At 58.9% G+C, this 16,437-nt stretch carries 10 protein-coding genes; 9 read left to right on the forward strand and 1 reads right to left on the reverse strand.

Annotated elements, in window-relative coordinates; translation table 11 throughout:
* Positions 1-12: 12 nt before the first annotated feature.
* Positions 13-3,057 carry a thrombospondin type 3 repeat-containing protein gene (locus AB1772_00535; GenBank protein MEW5794820.1) on the reverse strand — a complete coding sequence of 1,015 codons (3,045 nt, stop codon included), beginning with the start codon at positions 3,055-3,057 and terminating at the stop codon, positions 13-15.
* A gap of 711 nt (positions 3,058-3,768) precedes the next feature.
* Here AB1772_00535 and AB1772_00540 point away from each other — a divergent pair.
* The 9 genes from AB1772_00540 to AB1772_00580 all read left to right on the forward strand — a co-directional run bounded on the left by AB1772_00540 (position 3,769) and on the right by AB1772_00580 (position 16,435).
* Entirely contained in the window at positions 3,769-4,716 is a 948-nt protein-coding gene (locus tag AB1772_00540) for an NAD-dependent epimerase/dehydratase family protein (GenBank protein ID MEW5794821.1), read from the forward strand.
* A gap of 82 nt (positions 4,717-4,798) precedes the next feature.
* Entirely contained in the window at positions 4,799-6,265 is a 1,467-nt protein-coding gene (locus AB1772_00545; protein MEW5794822.1) for an ATP-binding protein, read from the forward strand.
* Between the two features lie 31 nt (positions 6,266-6,296).
* Positions 6,297-7,673, forward strand: a complete 1,377-nt coding sequence (locus tag AB1772_00550) for a sigma-54 dependent transcriptional regulator (GenBank protein ID MEW5794823.1) — start codon at positions 6,297-6,299, stop codon at positions 7,671-7,673.
* Between the two features lie 218 nt (positions 7,674-7,891).
* The gene (locus AB1772_00555; GenBank protein MEW5794824.1) at positions 7,892-9,307 is read left to right on the forward strand and encodes a UDP-glucose/GDP-mannose dehydrogenase family protein; all 1,416 of its coding nucleotides are present in this window, start codon (positions 7,892-7,894) and stop codon (positions 9,305-9,307) included.
* A 92-nt stretch (positions 9,308-9,399) separates the two neighbouring features.
* Positions 9,400-10,602 carry a glycosyltransferase gene (locus AB1772_00560; protein MEW5794825.1) on the forward strand — a complete coding sequence of 401 codons (1,203 nt, stop codon included), beginning with the start codon at positions 9,400-9,402 and terminating at the stop codon, positions 10,600-10,602.
* Positions 10,599-11,885, forward strand: coding sequence for a glycosyltransferase family 4 protein (locus tag AB1772_00565; GenBank protein ID MEW5794826.1), 1,287 nt, complete (start codon positions 10,599-10,601; stop codon positions 11,883-11,885). Before AB1772_00560 ends, AB1772_00565 begins: the two co-directional genes overlap by 4 nt.
* A gap of 6 nt (positions 11,886-11,891) precedes the next feature.
* A complete protein-coding gene (locus AB1772_00570) occupies positions 11,892-13,178 on the forward strand; it encodes a glycosyltransferase family 4 protein (protein ID MEW5794827.1) in 1,287 nt (428 codons plus the stop codon).
* Complete coding sequence (locus tag AB1772_00575; protein MEW5794828.1) at positions 13,147-15,030, forward strand: ABC transporter ATP-binding protein; 1,884 nt, start codon at positions 13,147-13,149, stop codon at positions 15,028-15,030. Before AB1772_00570 ends, AB1772_00575 begins: the two co-directional genes overlap by 32 nt.
* A gap of 7 nt (positions 15,031-15,037) precedes the next feature.
* Positions 15,038-16,435, forward strand: a complete 1,398-nt coding sequence (locus tag AB1772_00580) for an aminoglycoside phosphotransferase family protein (GenBank protein ID MEW5794829.1) — start codon at positions 15,038-15,040, stop codon at positions 16,433-16,435.
* Positions 16,436-16,437: the final 2 nt, after the last annotated feature.

The following is a 16,437-nucleotide window of genomic DNA, read 5'->3' on the forward strand; positions in this document are numbered from 1 at the left end:
AGATGTCCGGCCCTATAGACAGTCCGGCAGGCCTACGGACGATCCGGAAATGAACAAATAATCGATCAGCATAGTGATGTCGCCAATCGAAATATCCTCGGCCTGAGGCTCAGCGCCGCCGGACTGGTTGATATCGGCCTCAGCTAGGCAGGGTATGACACCGAAATCACCGCCGATAAACAGCGCATCGATCATGGTGGTCACGTCGCCGATAGTCGGCTCGTCATCACCGCTGCCGTTGGCATCACCGACTCGAGCGACGCAGCACCCTTCGCATCCGTCCGGGACACCATTACCATTCGAGTCAATGTGATCGTCGTAGCCGGGACACAAATCACAATCATCACCGACGCCGTCGCCGTCTGCGTCGGCTTCCTGCCCAAACGGGTTAAACAGATCAGGACAATTGTCCACCGGGCAGAGGTTGGCCGCAAAACCCGGGTCGCCCCACTCATCACCGTCAGTATCGGTACAGGTGTCGCAGGCATCGCCGATCCCATCCTGGTCGGCGTCTGCCTGATTCGAGTTGGCTGACTCCGGGCAGTTATCTTCCTGTGCGCATAGGCCATCATCGTCAATATCGTTTTGCGCGTCGAACACGCATGGATCGCACAGGTCCCCTACTTTGTCATAGTCAAGATCGGACTGGTCGAGGTTGGCCAGGTCGGGACAGTTGTCGCAGCCATCGGCAAGGCCGTCGCCATCGGAATCCGCGCCGCCGCTGCAATCAAGATACAGACGGTACATAGACCGTCCGTGGGTGGCCGCGGCGATCTGGCGGGTCGGCTGATTGAAATCCAGGTCCAGGACCGGCTGCATCGGCATACCGTCACCGAGCGGCGCCCATGAGACTCCCAGGTCTTCGGTGTAGAACACTCCGAAGTCGGTGGCGATATACAGCGTCGACGAGTTCGCCGGGTCGACTATGACGTCGTTGATCGGAGCGTCGGGGAGATTGCCGGCGATCGGCGTCCACGTCATTCCATAATCGTCAGTGCGGTAGATATGGGCAACCCACTCGGCGAGCTGGTAACCCGACAGAGTTACATACGCCACGGATGCATCAGTGGGATCGGGAGTGACACGGGTTATCCAGCGATCGGGAAGACCGGCGGAACGGTTGAGCCAGCTTGTGCCGCCGTTAAGCGTGACCCACACGTTGGCGTCACCGGTACCGACATAGATGACATCGCTGTCGGCTGCGGTCAGCCCGATAGTCGATATGACATTACTTCCCGGAGCAAAGTCGCCGTCGGTGAGATCGCCGCTAATCGCTGTCCAGTTGGACGCGGCGTTGGTCGTTCGATAAATCCGGTGGGAGCCGAGGTAAAGCACGCCGGCGTTGTTCGGGTCCATGGCGAAAGGGGTGTTCCAGTTAAACCGATCGCCGCGGTTGATTCCGGCGCCGGCATTGGCGAAACTGGCGCCGCCATTGGTTGATTTAGTGATATTCCCCCATTGCCATTCGGCATAGGCGATGTTGGGGTTGGTATGATCCACTAAACAGTAGAAACCGTCGCCGCCGAGAACGTGCTGCCAGAACGCCAGCGTCCCGTCAGGAGTACGAAGTGTGCCACGGTCCTGGGTGCCACCGTATAGCCTTGCCGGATTGTGGGGATCGATTGCCACCGTATAAAACTGGGTGTTCGGGAAGTTGGTTAGGCCTTGCCAGTTGTCGTATAAGCCGCCTGTTGTGCTCAAGTACACGCCGCCGTCGTTTCCGACCAAGACAAAGTTGGGCGACCCGGGATGGATATACATGGCGTGCTGATCGGCGTAAATGTAAGGCTCGGTCCAGTCGCCGATCTGCTGCCAATTGAATCCTCCGTCGTCGGAACGGTAAATATCCACGCCCCCCAGATACAACCGGTCAGGAACTCCCGGTGCGACTTTTATCATGGCAAAGTAGTAACCGCGATACGTGACCGCAGCATCGGCCACCCCCGCGCCGAGGCGCGTCCACGAATCACCGAGGTCATCGCTGCGATAAACATCCGTACCTTCGGGCGGGTATGTCCAGTAAAAGGCGTATACGCGAGTGGACTGCGGATCCAGCGTCAATCCTATCCGCCCGACTGTCGGACCGGTGGGCAGGTCAGTATCAGACATCAGCTGCCAGGTGTCGCCCCCGTCGGTCGAACGGTACAGTCCGCTAGTCGAGCCGACCATCACCTCCGACACCGTGTACGTGCTCTCCAGCGACCAGTGTCTCTCCCACATGGCCGCGAACAGCGTACCTGTCGATGGGTGAATGATGACTTCAGCACAGCCGGTAAACTCCGAGATGTAGAGAACTGATTCCCAGTTGGCGCCGCCATCGGTAGAGCGATATAAACCTCGCTCCGGATTAGGCTCCCAGAGCCGCCCCATTACAGCGGCGTAAACTATGTTCGAGTTATTCGGATCTACCAGGATGCGCCCGATCCCGAAACTGAGCGGCAACCCCGAGAACGTCCACGTCTCGCCCCCGTCGGTGCTCTTGTACAGTCCGGTCCCGTCATAGGTCTGAACACGGCCGTTGATCTCCCCTGTACCGGCATAGACGACATTGGGGTTGTTCGGGTCGACCGCCACGGCCCCCATGGAGTAAGTCCCCACCTCATCGAATACCGCTCTCCAGGTCAGGCCGCGATCTGCTGTCTTGAAAATGCCGGCTCCGGCGCTGGCGGCGTAAATCGTGGCCGAATCGGTTGGGTCGACCGCCAGATCGGTGATGCGCCCCGGGACATTGGTCGGCCCGGCCAACTGCCAGTTGAGAGCGGCCTCGCCGCTGAGGGCGCTTTCCGCCCGGGCCTTGGCTCTCATTTCGCGGTACTTGTCCGCAGCTTGAAGCCGCCGAACCGGATCGACCAACTTAGACGGGTAGGCTCGCTGTATGTAAAACCACTCATTCGGAAGAGCGCCAATCTTGCCCCATTTGTCTTTCGAAGGTGGCGTGAGTGGCCCGGAAGTTGAATGCGGGGTCGTCCGGTTGAAGCTTGCCGCATAGACTAGTGCGATAAGTACAATGCCCAGACTAGATGCCAGTGTAAACGATGCCCGTCGGCTTGTCTTCATATATGTCCTCTTTTGAGTGCCGCTTGGCGGCCGAAACGTAGAAATGCTAAGTAAACGTGAAACCGTGCCGAGATTTAACTTTAGACGGAGAGTCGCGCCAAAGTGTTTACAAAAACTCGCTGACGGCGGACCCCTCGAATCCGGCGCCGGTCTACAAATGTCGTACGCCCAGAATAAACTAATTACCACTCCCTCGCGCTACAGCCAAAAAGCCCTTTTTAGAGGGCTCACCGATTCCGGTGTCTCCAATTCGGTGCTAGTTTATGAGCGTGCACCAGATCGTGGGCGGCAGACTTCCCGACAAGCGAGGGCGGCAGACCTCCCGGTCTGCCCCTTGCTGATCCTTCCACGATATACGGACAGACGAGGACCCCGGATTCAGTCCGGGGCAGGCTCTGCCGCGCACAGAAACGGGCAGACGAGGACCCGCCGGCGGCGGGGCCGCGCACGGACTATCAGTTGTTGGGGCACTAGCACATGCGTGCACCATGCCGGCAAGAAAAGACAAACTAGGGAACTTTCTGTGAAATATGCTATTATTGCTAAAATCGACGGAGCCTGCCGGCCGCTTTTATCATCCGCAGGCAGCCGATACATTAATAGGCACTCGTCGCACAGTGCACACTTAAGCGACATGATTCTGTCTTTATCAGGATTTGAGAGTCAATAAACGCAACGCCGACGAGCATGCGGTCGGCAGAAAGGTGGCATATGAGTCGCGTGTTAGTGACGGGCGGGGCCGGGTTTATTGGCAGTCATCTTGTCGACGCACTCGTCGGAAAAGGGCACGAAGTCACCGTGTTCGACAACTTCTCCACCGGCCGCGAGGAGAATCTTAGTTCCTCTCTTTCGAAAGTCAAAGTAATCCGCGAAGACATCCTGAACCTGCAGGCGCTCTCACAGGCGGCCACCGGGACGAACCTCATTTACCACCTGGCCGCGATCTCATCGGTGCCACTTTCTGTAGATAACCCTACCGAGACATTCCAGGTGAATCTGATTGGCACGAGTAACGTGCTCGAGGCGGCCCGGCGCAGCGGCATCAAGCGAGTCGTGTTTATCTCGTCAGCGTCTGTCTACGGCGCCGATGCTCCCGTGCCGTTCCGCGAAACTTTGCCGCTCGAAGGCAGCTCTCCCTATGCCACGAGCAAGCTGATAGGCGAGCAGCTTTGCAACCTCTATAGGCGACTTTACGGACTCGAAACCGTGGCCCTTCGGTTGTTCAGTGTTTACGGGCCGCGCCAGAATCCGCGGTCACAGTATGCCAATGTCATCCCGGCGTTTTCCACGCGATTGTTGAGAGGCGAAGCGCCGGTCATCTACGGCACCGGCAAACAAACCAGGGACTTCATCTTTGTAGGCGACGTGGTGAAAGCGCTGTGGGTCGCGGGCAGAAAGAACGGAATCAATGGTGAGGTCATCAATTTCGGCTCGGGCAGACAGACTACCGTATTGCAGCTTCTCGCTCTGATTAGCAAGTCCCTCAGAATCGATATCCCCCCGCAGTTCGCGCCCGCCAAGCCGGGGGACGACCCCCGCACGTGCGCGGACACGCGAAAGGCGCGACGCGTACTGGGCATCGAGAAGCTGACCCCGTTAGAGTCGGGACTGAAGAAGACCTGCACCTGGTTTAGGCAGTTGCACGAGGCCGGGAGTTGAATTAGCGACCTGATCGCGGTGAAACGGGCAAGGACAAATTGTTTTCCGTGCGGGTGCCATTAACGTACAATAGTCCCCGAACATGACTGTACGCGCCAAGCTTATTCTTTCTTATTCCGTGATGGCCGCAACCGTAGTAGCCGCGGCGGTGGCCACTACATTGGCCATGATCAACTGGCAGGACGCAGCGGGAAAATTGGCCCACAGCCGACAGCAGAGCATGCAGGCCGAGGCGCTGCGGGTCATGATGTTCCGCCAGGTGACCAAGGGTCTTGACTACTTGAGCAACGCCGGAGGTACAGTCGAGGACTTCCAGCAACTGCAGGTCCAGATTAAGGCCGCGCTGGACAAGCTGCTGGCCGGGGTCACCTCCGATATCGAGGCCGACCATGTCGAGAGTCTCGATGAAACCCAGACCGAGCTGCGCTGGGTGCTGGCTCAGATACTGACGGCCAGCACTGGTCCCGGCTCCCGATTCGACCCGGTCGGGGCCCGCACCCGACTGCGGGAAATCGCCGATGAGGTCACCGACGACGTAGCCATACTTAACCAGTATTATCATCACGTGATGGACGACCGACTGGCCGATGCCTCACGCGCGGGCCAATCGGCGGTGCTCACGGCAGGAATAGCCGTAGTTATCGCTCTCTCGCAGTTGCTCGTTCTGGTAATCCTGAGCAACCGGTGGCTGGTGCGTCCGATGAGCAGAATCACACAGGTAACTGAACGTATCAGTCAGGGGGATTTCGACGACCGGGTCGGTATCGAGGCTGCCGACGAGTGGGGTACGCTGGCGACTGCGATCGATAAGATGGCGTCGTCACTCAAAGCGCTTGAACGCCAACTGCTCGCCAAAGAACGGTTCGCCGCGCACGGCGAGATTATCGCCTACACCGCGCACAATATCAAGAACCCCCTGGCGGCGATCAGGGCGGCGGCGCAGGTCACGCTTCGCGCGGTGGAAGACAGGGATCACGAGACTGCGGAATCGCTCAAGGATATCGTGGCCACAGTGGACCGCATGGACGCCTGGGTGAAGGGGCTGATGAATCTCGCCGCGCCGACCCAGTTGCGCCAGGATGATGTCGATATAAACCAGTTGGTCGATGAAGTCCTGCATATCGCGGAAACACGGGCGGCAGGCGATGGTGTCGGTCTCGTGCGTGAGTTTGGAAACGACCTTCCGAGGATTCGCGTTGATTCCGCCCTGATACAGCAGGCGCTCAGCGTGGTAATATCGAATGCTATAGAGGCCGAGAGCCGGACGATAAGGGTCATCACCGGTGTCAAGAGAGGGGCAGTCAACGATCGGATGCTGACCGTTACGATTGCCGACGACGGCCGCGGGGTGTCGCCCGAGGTCATGCCGAAGCTGTTCCGCGCGTTTGTCACAGATAAGAAGGGCGGCACCGGCCTTGGGCTGGCCCAGGCCAAGAAGTTTGTGGAGCTCCATCGGGGCCTGCTGACAATACAGAGTGAGCCGGAAAAAGGCACGACGGTGCTGATTGAACTGCCGGAGTCCCAGAAACCGACGCCGCCTGTATCATAATGCCGCCGGGCTTACACATCGGAGAGATACGATGGCACAGATACTGATAGTGGAAGACGAGGTCCTGTTGGCCAAGTCGCTGGCCCGCGCGCTGATCCAACAGGGGCATGACTGCGCAGTCGCCCCTACCGCCGAGGAGGGTCTGGCGCTGCTGGCCAAAATGCCGACCGATCTGGTCCTCCTGGATATCCAGCTGCCCGGCATGTCCGGACTTGAGGCGCTCCGTAAAATCAAGGAGTTCGATGCCAACATCGCAGTGATCATCGCCACTGCCTATGGCACCATGGCGGCGGCAGTGGAGGCGCTTCGGTCGGGAGCGTCCGATTTTCTGCGGAAACCGCTCGACACCGAGGAAGTTTTACTTGCCGTAGAGCGCGCCGCCACTGATGCCCGCCTCCGCCAGACCGTCTCGTACTATCATGACACGATGGCCGACATGGTCGGCGAGGATCAACTGGTCGCCCGTTCGGAGGCAATGCGGCCGGTGCGCGACGTGCTCAGTCGGCTGTCATCGGCTCACCTGCCCACCGCCGGCGAACATCCGCCCGTGTTGATCACCGGCGAAACCGGTGTGGGCAAGGACATGCTCGCGCGCACCATTCATTTCAAGGGCGAACTGGCCGCTATGCCGCTGATCGAAGTTAACTGCACGACCCTACCTCGAGGATTGGAGGAAGCAGAGCTGTTCGGTTACGAAAAGGGAGCGTTCACCGGCGCGGATCGCTCCAAGCGGGGACTTTTCGACGCCGCCGCCGGGGGAACGATATTCCTCAATGAAATCGGCGATTTGCCTATTGAGGCCCAGGTCAAGCTGCTTCATGTAATCGATCAAAAGAGCTTCCGGCGGATCGGCGGCCTGAGGGATATCGAGTCAAACGTCCGCATCATCTCGGCATCTAACCGCAACCTGAGAGACGCCGCCAACTTTCGCGAAGATCTCTTCCACCGGCTGAACTCGATCGGGATTCAGATTCCACCGTTACGGAACCGAAAGGACGACATTATCCCGCTGGCGCAGCATTTCCTGGCCAAATTTGGGCGGAAGTACAGTCGGGCCAAGATCCTATCCGAGGACGCCCAGCAGGCGCTGGTTGAGCATCACTGGCCGGGGAACGTACGGGAACTGTCTCAGCTTATGGAGCGCGTGACGTTTCTGGATGATCGCAAGGTCGTGACCGCCGATGCGCTTGGGCTAAAAGCAGGTACCCACCCGGCGCTGAACATCAGCGACGACAACGAGGTAAAAATCGAGGCCTTGGGCGATCAGGTGGACCTGGATAAGATCGAAAAAGCGGTCATCCAGAAGGTGCTCGACGCCAGCCAGGGGAATGTCAGTGAAGCGGCCCGCAGGTTAAACTTGGGCCGGGAAGCTCTACGTTACCGACTGAAGAAGCACGGACTTGACTAGACCCGCCCAATCCAACTGGTTCAAATAAACCAACTGGTTGATTTCAACCAAATAGCTGGTCGGAACAGGTGGAGGAGCTATGTCGCTCGGTCGATCTAATTCCGTGTAAGACAGAATGTTGCGAGAGCGTCCGGGACTTTGGCCCACAGTTTGCTGTGGCGTCGTGTACTAAAGCAGTCCATGATAAACCGGCGAACCTAACCATTCGGGTGCACGACATGAGAAACGACGATCACTTCACCAATCGCGCAGCTGCAAACAGCCACGGCGGGCAGGGGTCCGCTGCTATCACCTCGGCCGACCCGCTGGCGAAACGTACCGGGCTGGTCGGAACCAATATATGTGTGATCGGCGGTGGCTTTGTCGGCCTGGTTGCCGCAGCCGGGTTCGCACAGTTCGGGCATAATGTGGTATGTGTCGAGCGAAACCCAGAGTACCTAGCGATGCTCCAGCAAGGCCGGGTGCCGTTTTATGAGCGCGATCTTGACGGCCTCATTCGAACGCACCTGCAGACCGGCCGTCTCAGTTTTCTCGGCGACCTGGCCGAGGGAGTCAATGATACCCAGGCGATCTTCATCGCGGTCGGCACGCCGTCCGATCCATCAGGTCGGGCGGAGTTGTCTGCGATTGACGAAGTAGCCAGGGGTCTCGCCGCTTCGGTTCGTCCCGGCCAGGTGGTCGTAATCAAGAGCACGGTGCCGGTCGGAACCGGCAGCCGCCTTCAGGCCCAGCTCAACGAGCGGTACGGCGCAGACGGCGCAATTTCGGTCGTGAACAACCCGGAGTTTCTGCGTGAGGGCAGCGCGGTCTGGGATTTTTTCAACCCACAGAGAATTGTCATCGGGTCGAGGTCACAGGAGGCGATCAGGGTGGTCAGTGACATCTACCGACTCGGCATGATGCGTACCGTAAACATCATCACGGCCAACAACGAAACGGCCGAACTGATCAAGTATGCCTCGAATGCGTTTTTGGCGACCAAGATCGGCTTTATAAATGAAATGGCGCTTATTTGCGATCGGGCTGGGATAAACGTGCTCGAAGTGGCTCGCGCGATGGGCCAGGACAGCCGCATCGGTTCTGAATTTCTCGAGCCGGGCCCCGGCTGGGGCGGCTCCTGTTTCCGCAAAGATCTCCAGGAGTTCACCGGATTCGCTCGAAGCCAGGGTGCGTCTTTGGCCATCGCCGAGGCCGTACTCACTGCGAATCAGAAGCAGTTTGCGGCCGTAGTGACTAAGGTTATCTCTCTGACTGGCGACCTGGCCGGACGCCGAGTCGCGGTGTTGGGGCTGGCTTTCAAAGCCAACACCTCTGACATGAGGGATTCAGCCGCATTGCCGATCGTGCGCGAACTGCTCGCCCGGGGCGCGACGGTGTGCGCGTACGATCCTGAGGCGCATATCGAAGCGACCAATTGGATTCCGGACATTGAACTGGCTGAGTCCGCCTATGCCGCTGCCGCAGGCGCGGACTGTCTGTTGATTATCACGGAATGGGCCGAATTCCAGTCGCTGGACCTGGGCCGCCTGGCGGATACCATGGCACAGCGAAATATCGTCGACGCCCGCAATATCATCGCTCCGGAAACTGCTCACCGCTACGGCTTCCAATACGTGGGCATGGGGCAATCATAATTATGACGTCCTCTGAGGTACCGTCAGCAACGAGTGTAAACGTAGGCGAGCCCGCGACGCATCCGGTGAGATTTGACGGTGACGGGCGTCGCATGCTAATCTACTCCCACGACACGTTCGGCCTCGGGCATCTTCAGCGCTGCTTGAAAATAGCCGAGAGGCTGGTCGCCCGTCTCCCCCGACTTTCGATTTTGCTGGTCACCGGCTCTCCGGTGGTACATCGTTTCACCCTGCCGCCCGGTGTCGATTATCTCAAGCTGCCGGCGGTGCGCAAAGTGGGACCGGAAAAATACGAAGCCCGCAGCATGGGCATTCCCTATCAGCTCATTCTGGAGTTGCGCGCCAATCTCCTGACGCAGGCCGTGCAGAATTTCGCCCCGCACATTCTGCTGGTCGATCACTCACCGGCAGGTATGAGAGGCGAAATGCTCCCGGCGCTGCATTGGCTTCGCGCCAGTGGCCGACCCTGCACCAAAATCCTCGGCCTTCGCGACATTGTCGACGATCCCGAAACCGTCCGAAAGCTCTGGCACGACGAAGGCATTTACGAGCTGATGCGGACCGTGTACGACCGGATTCTCGTCTACGGACCACGCGAGGTCTTCGATCTCGCCGCCGAGTACGACTTTTCGCCCGATCTGGTCAACAAGACAACTTACTGCAACTATGTTACGGATGTCCACCGCAACGGCATTCGCGCCAGTGCGACAAATGAAACCACACGCCCGACAAAACGGGTGGTCGTGACGATAGGCGGCGGCGACGGCGCGGTGGATCTCATCATTGGCAACTACCTGTCGATGGTGGAGAAGTACCGAAGCGAAATCGACTTTGAATCGAGCATTATCACCGGGCCCTTTGTCGCCGAGGACGAGTTCCGGCAACTGCAGCGCCGCGGGCGGCGGGTGGGCGTAACGGTACGGTCGTTCGTAAAGTCAACCAGCCCGTATTTTCGGAAGAGCGACCTGGTGGTCTCCACCGGCGGCTATAACACGGTCACGCAGATACTCTGTCATGCTCGACGGGCGCTCATTATACCGCGCACCATGTATCGCCATGAGCAACTCCTCAGAGCTGCCTGCATGGCCCGGCAGGGCTGGGTGACCATGATACCTCCGGAGGAACTGACCTTCGATCGCCTCTACCGGGAAATCCGCAGCCTGCTGATGGACTCGAAACAGGCGATGGCCTCGCTGCGGAGCAAGCAATCGCACCTGCTTGACGGCGCCGCCGGGGTGGCGTCAGTGTGTGAAGGAATCCTCGTTGCGCAGTCCCAGGAAGGAAGACCGCTGTGAACAACGACAGGCAACCATTTCGGATCGGTTACGTCATCAAGATGTTTCCCCGGCTGTCCGAAACGTTTATTCTTAACGAGATCCTCGAACTCGAACGGCTCGGCGTCGAAGTAACGATCTTTTCGCTGAAGAAACCGAACGAAGGGCGGTTCCACCCGCAGTTGACATCGCTTCAGGCGCGCGTTCTGTACCTCGAAGACCTTGACCCAAAGAAATGGACCAAGTGGATCAGCGAGGAGTGGCCGACTCTCTCCCAAATGCGCGATAGCCTGTGGCTTCTGATGGACGAGGCGATTCAGTCGGGCGACGCCAACCGCGCGGATCAGGTATGGCAAGCCGCCTGGGTGGCATCACAGGCGAGGAAGTTGAATCTGAACCATTTCCACGCCCATTTCGCCAGTCTGCCCAGCACGATTGCCTACTATGCTCACCGCATCTCCAGTATCCCGTACAGTTTTACCGCTCATGCCAAAGACATTTTTGTCTACACTGCCGACGAGCACCAGCTAAGCCAAAAACTGGTCACGGCAACGCCGGTCGTGACCGTCACCGAGTTCAACCGCACGTACTTGCTTGGCCAAACAGCCAATCCCAACGACGTTCGCCTTCGCGTGATCCACAACGGCATCAACCTCGAGTACTTCCGACCAGACACGTCAATCAGCCGCGAGAAGAACCTGATCCTCACAGTTGGGCGGCTCGTCCCCAAAAAAGGCATCGACACACTCATAATGGCATGCGATCTAATGAGAAACGCGGCTGTCCCGTTCCGCTGTGTCATCGCAGGAACCGGTCCCGAGGAAGCGAGTCTGATCGAACTGACCCGTTCTCTCGGATTCGAAGCGGAAGTCGAGCTTGTCGGCTCAAGAAACCTCGAGGAAGTCCGCGTGCTGATGAACCGAAGCGCGATATTCTGCCTGCCGTGTCGGGTCACCGAAGACAACAACCAGGACGCCCTCCCCACCGTTCTGCTCGAAGCGCTGGCCTGCGAGCTGCCGTGCATCTCTACAAGCATATCGGGCATTCCGGAGATCATAGATTCCGGCATTGATGGTTCGCTCGTGGAGCCGGACAATCCGCAGGCGCTGGCCACCGAACTCACCCGGCTGCTTCAGTCAGACGAGTTGCGGAAGAAGTACGGCGCCAACGGCCGCAGGAAGGTGCTCGATAAGTTCGATCTGAGAAAGAACGTCCAGACTCTCCTGGCGGCTTTCCGGCAAGCAGGGGCGCCGTCAGCGGCGCAGCCTGCGGGCGTGGCCGGACGTCAGGTGGCTGAGGTTTAGATTACCATGCGTAAGCTCCGCCTTCTGTACATCTGCGGCGACCAGGGTATTCCCTTCGGAGGCACGAAGGGGGCGTCGATTCATGTCCGGGAGTTCCTGGAGCACCTCAGCGCCAACAACTGGAGCCCGGTGGTCGCGATGGCAAGAATCGACAAGAACTCGCAGTATCAGCCGTCGTTTCCGGTGTACGCCCTACCGAGCGACGTGGCGCTCCCTCACGACGGAGATATTGAAGAACTGGGCCTGGACGAGCAGACCATCCGCGAAGCGAAGCACTACTACCGCAGCCAGGAAGTACAGGAGCTCGTCAACGGCCTGCACAAGCAATATGACTTTGACCTCATTTACGAAAGATACTCACTTTTCAGCACCGCGGGGCACCTGCTCTCGGCGAAACATGGCCTGCCGCTCGTTCTTGAGGTCAACGCGCCGCTGGTGCGGGAAGCGGGCAGCTATCGCAGCCTGCGCCAGACACATCTGGCGCGTTCCGTCGAAAAGCTGCTGTTCAATCACGCCAGTCATATCTTCGCGGTCTCCGAGGAGTTGCGCAGCTACATCCTTGGTATCAGTCCCAACGCCGTTGTGTCGACCACGCCAAACGCCGTCTCGCTGGACAGATTCACGAATGTTGACTTCGCCGCCTGGCGGAATCGGATATCTCGCAGTCCGGAGACCGATTTTGTCATCGGTTTTGTTGGCTCGCTCAAGCCGTGGCACGGTGTCGAGATTCTGCTGAAGGCATTCGCGGCGATTGCGGATACCGATTCGCGCCTTCGACTCTGCCTGGTGGGCGCCGGGGATCAGGCGTACTTCAATGGACTTGTCGAGCTGGCGCGTCAACTCGGAGTCACAGACCGGGTGGTATTCACCGGGGCGGTTGCATACGAGGAGGTCGGGCCCGCGCTGCTCAGTATGGACGCTCTTGTCGCTCCGTACCCCGCCCTGGACAATTTCTACTTCTCGCCGCTGAAGGTTTTCGAGTATATGGCCGCAGGCAAGCCGATTGTTGCGTCCGCTATCGGCCAGATAAACAATTTGCTGAATCACGAAACTACCGCCCTGCTAGTACCTCCGGGCGACCAGCCGGCGCTGGGAAGCGCCTTGCTGAGACTGCTATATGAGCCAGCCTTGAGATCACGCCTTGCGGAAAACGCCCTTGCCGAAGTCACCGCCAGGCACACCTGGCATCAGCGTGTCGCGAACGCGGTCGGTGTATTTGACGCCCTGATTCGCGCCAAAACGAAATCGAGGAATGAAACCCGTGCGACTGAAGTCAAGACTACCAACCGTTGATTTCGCGTCGGTGCGCCGCATCTTCAGTCACTTCGGCCACTACCTGAAGGCGCATCGGGTTAAGCTCATCACCAGCGGTGTGGCGCTGCTTGGTTCCACGCTGCTCATGCTGCTTCGCCCCTGGCCGATCAAGATCGTGGTCGACTTCGTGCTCATGCCGAATCAGCCGTCGCTGGGTAGAGATACGCTGTCGTTCCTGACTGAATTCGAACCCGGAACAATCATCCTTTTCGCCGCGGTCGGCGCGGTCGTGGTTGCCGCTCTGCAGGGCATGTTCGAGTACACCCACGCCGTGCTGGCCAAGGCGGCAGGGCTGCGCGTGATCGCAGACATACGATTGCAACTCTTCTCGCACGTGCAGCGATTGCCCCTGTCATACCACGACTACCGGGAAACCGGCGATCTGCTGACACGCCTGACCGACGACATCATTCTGCTAGAAGACCTGCTGGTCTCGACAGTTGTTCAGATGGGTAGTCAGATCCTGCTGGTGGTCGGCATGCTGACGGTTATGTTCTGGATGGACTGGCAGTTGACTCTGGTCGTGCTGGCGGTCCTGCCGCTGTTCCTCTTCGCCGCATTTGAGTTCTCGGTGCGGATTCGCGAGTCGGCGCAGCGCCAGAGGGAGATGTACGGTAAGATTGTCACGTCGGTGCAGGAGAGCCTGGCCGGAATCGGCCAGGTCAAGAGCTACGCGCAGGAGAAAAGCCGCGAGAAACTGGTCGGCGTATCAGTTTCCCGAGACGTAAAGGCTAACGTACGAACGACGCGGCTGACTGCAAATTACGAACGGGTAGTGGAAACCATTACCGCTATCGGCACCGCGGTCGTGCTCTGGCTTGGCGCGACGAAGGCACTGGATGGTGCGATGTCGGCGGGCGATCTCATCATCTTCCTTTCCTATCTTCGCGGGATCTACAGACCGCTGAGGGGCATGGCGCGGCAGTCAACCCGCGTGGCCAAGGCGACTGTTCGCGGCGAAAAGATTCTCGAGCTGCTCGAGATGCAACCGGAAGTGCAGGACGTCGAAGAAGGTCTCTCGGCCAAGCAGGTGAAGGGGCAAATCCGATTCGAGCGGGTCACTTTCGGCTACGACGCCGAGCGCCCGGTACTCAGAAACCTCGATTGCGTCATCCCAGCCGGGAAGACCAGTATCATCCTTGGCCGCACCGGCGCCGGCAAGTCGACTATCGCCAAGCTGATTCTCCGCTTGTACGATGTGCAGTCCGGTCAGGTCTGGATCGATGGTACAAAGATCGCCGACTACCGGGTGCGCAGCTTGCGCAAGCGGATAACGCCGCTTTCGCAGGAAACCTTCCTGTTCCGCACGAGCATCGCCGACAACATCGGCTTCGGCAAGCGCAATGCCACACGCGATGAAATAATCGCGGCGGCCAGAACGGTCGGCGCGGACGAATTCATCGAAAAACTTCCCGCGGGGTACGACACGCTCGTAGGCGAGGGCGGACTGACTCTCTCCGGAGGCCAGAGACAACGGATAAGCTTCGCCCGCGCGGCGCTCAGGGGTAGTCCGATTATGATTCTCGACGAGCCGGTGACCGGTCTCGACGTACACACCGAGCGGGAAGCCAAAGAGGTTCTCCGCATGATGAAGGACCGTCGCACTCTTCTGATTATCACTCACCGGCTGAACTTTCTCGATCTGGCCGACTGGGTCATACTGGTCGAAGACGGCCGGGCCATCGCGCAGGGCAGTCCCGAGGAGCTGCTGGCCGAGAGCGAGGCGTACCGTCGTTTTGTCGCCACCGCGGATACGCAGACCGTTTCGCCGAACGGCGCCGAATCGCCGGCCGGCGCCTTGCATCACAGGAACCTGTCATGGGAAGCTTGAACCGGTAATGAGCAAGTCCACCGTGTCACAGCGCACCGCACGGCAGAACTCCGCAGATTACCAGTTGATGGATGCCGCCTTGAAAGGGCTGCCGGCTATTCTCGATACGCATAGAGTCGAAAGGGCGCTTTGCGAAGCGTATGTCGGAAACGGAGCGGTATCTGTCGAGAGCGCTGAGATCGCATATATCAGATACAAACCGGCTACGTCCTGCCTGGCCGCATATCGAGCGACTGTGCGCCGCGGACCAAGCGCAGACGAAGCCGCCAACACAGTCTGGTTCTACGTCAAGGCCTATCATGAAGACGCTTTTGCGGATGCCGTATCCAAAGCGACCGCGCGAGATCGGCACGAACGAACCGGCCATTGGCGGGCACTTCCGCTTCCGGATGTGAATAGCGTGCTGTATCCAATCGAGTCCGATACAGAACTGAAAGGTCTTCCGACCGTTTTCGATGCCCGCAAAGTTGTGCGTGTCATTCACGCTGCCCTGCGGGAACATCCAAGAGATACCTGGCGCATATCGGATCGCAAGCTGCGATTGACAGTCGTCCGCTACAAGCCTGAGAAGCGTGCTGTCTTCCGCGCAGACACCAGACTGGTAAACCGGGAATCCGGTGATCGCCGAAATCTCGGCATTTACATCAGGGTGTACTCCGAGGCTCACGACCCGCGCATTCTCGAGTTGATGCGCGGGCTGCATAGATCGGTCGCCGCCTCTCCGGACGTGCGCATTGCCGAACCGCTGCTTTATGACAACGACAAGCGAATCCTCATGGTCCGCGAAGCGTCCGGCACGCCGTGTTCCGAACTGCTTGGGCAGGGCGACCAGGGCGAATCGCTTGCTCAAGTTGCTCGCGCGCTAGCCGTGTTCCACCGCCTTGACAAAGTACCGGCTGACAACCGCTCTGCGGCCGAAATGCTGTCAATTGCGACCGCTACAGGCCGGAACCTGGGACGTCTGGTCACCGAGCTGCATGATCCTATCGAACGAATCGCCTCCCGTCTTCAGGCGCTATTCGGGGACCTGCCTGCGGCTCCGCAAGGTCTAGTTCACGGCGATCTTCACCCGGGACAGATTTTGCTGGGTGAGCCGTCGGAGCCGGTGACACTCCTGGATTTTGATCGCACCTGTCGTGGCGACAGCGTGTTCGACATCGGTAACTTCATCGCACACTTGCACCTCGCGAGCCTTCAGGAGAAGAAGATCGACGTCCAGACAACGGCTGCAAAGTTCCAAGCCGCATATGAGAGTGCATCGGGGCGGACGATCGATCCCCGCCTAAGACAGTTCTGGGTAGCGACCGCGCTTCTTCAGTTGGCTATCTCGCCCTTCAGAGTGCTTCGCCCCAACTGGCGCCGGGAATGCCGGGCAATTGTAGAAAGGTGCGGAGAACTGCTGTGATC

It is taken from the genome of Candidatus Zixiibacteriota bacterium (genome assembly GCA_040752815.1).
Classification (GTDB): Bacteria; Zixibacteria; MSB-5A5; order GN15; family FEB-12; genus JAGGTI01.

What these genes read in the sequence shown, in the direction of transcription:
- AB1772_00535 (MEW5794820.1), bottom strand. Translation starts at nt 3,057, where the DNA reads ATGAAGACAAGCCGACGGGCATCGTTTACACTGGCATCTAGTCTGGGC.
- AB1772_00540 (MEW5794821.1), top strand. Translation starts at nt 3,769, where the DNA reads ATGAGTCGCGTGTTAGTGACGGGCGGGGCCGGGTTTATTGGCAGTCAT.
- AB1772_00545 (MEW5794822.1), top strand. Translation starts at nt 4,799, where the DNA reads ATGACTGTACGCGCCAAGCTTATTCTTTCTTATTCCGTGATGGCCGCA.
- AB1772_00550 (MEW5794823.1), top strand. Translation starts at nt 6,297, where the DNA reads ATGGCACAGATACTGATAGTGGAAGACGAGGTCCTGTTGGCCAAGTCG.
- AB1772_00555 (MEW5794824.1), top strand. Translation starts at nt 7,892, where the DNA reads ATGAGAAACGACGATCACTTCACCAATCGCGCAGCTGCAAACAGCCAC.
- AB1772_00560 (MEW5794825.1), top strand. Translation starts at nt 9,400, where the DNA reads ATGCTAATCTACTCCCACGACACGTTCGGCCTCGGGCATCTTCAGCGC.
- AB1772_00570 (MEW5794827.1), top strand. Translation starts at nt 11,892, where the DNA reads ATGCGTAAGCTCCGCCTTCTGTACATCTGCGGCGACCAGGGTATTCCC.
- AB1772_00580 (MEW5794829.1), top strand. Translation starts at nt 15,038, where the DNA reads ATGAGCAAGTCCACCGTGTCACAGCGCACCGCACGGCAGAACTCCGCA.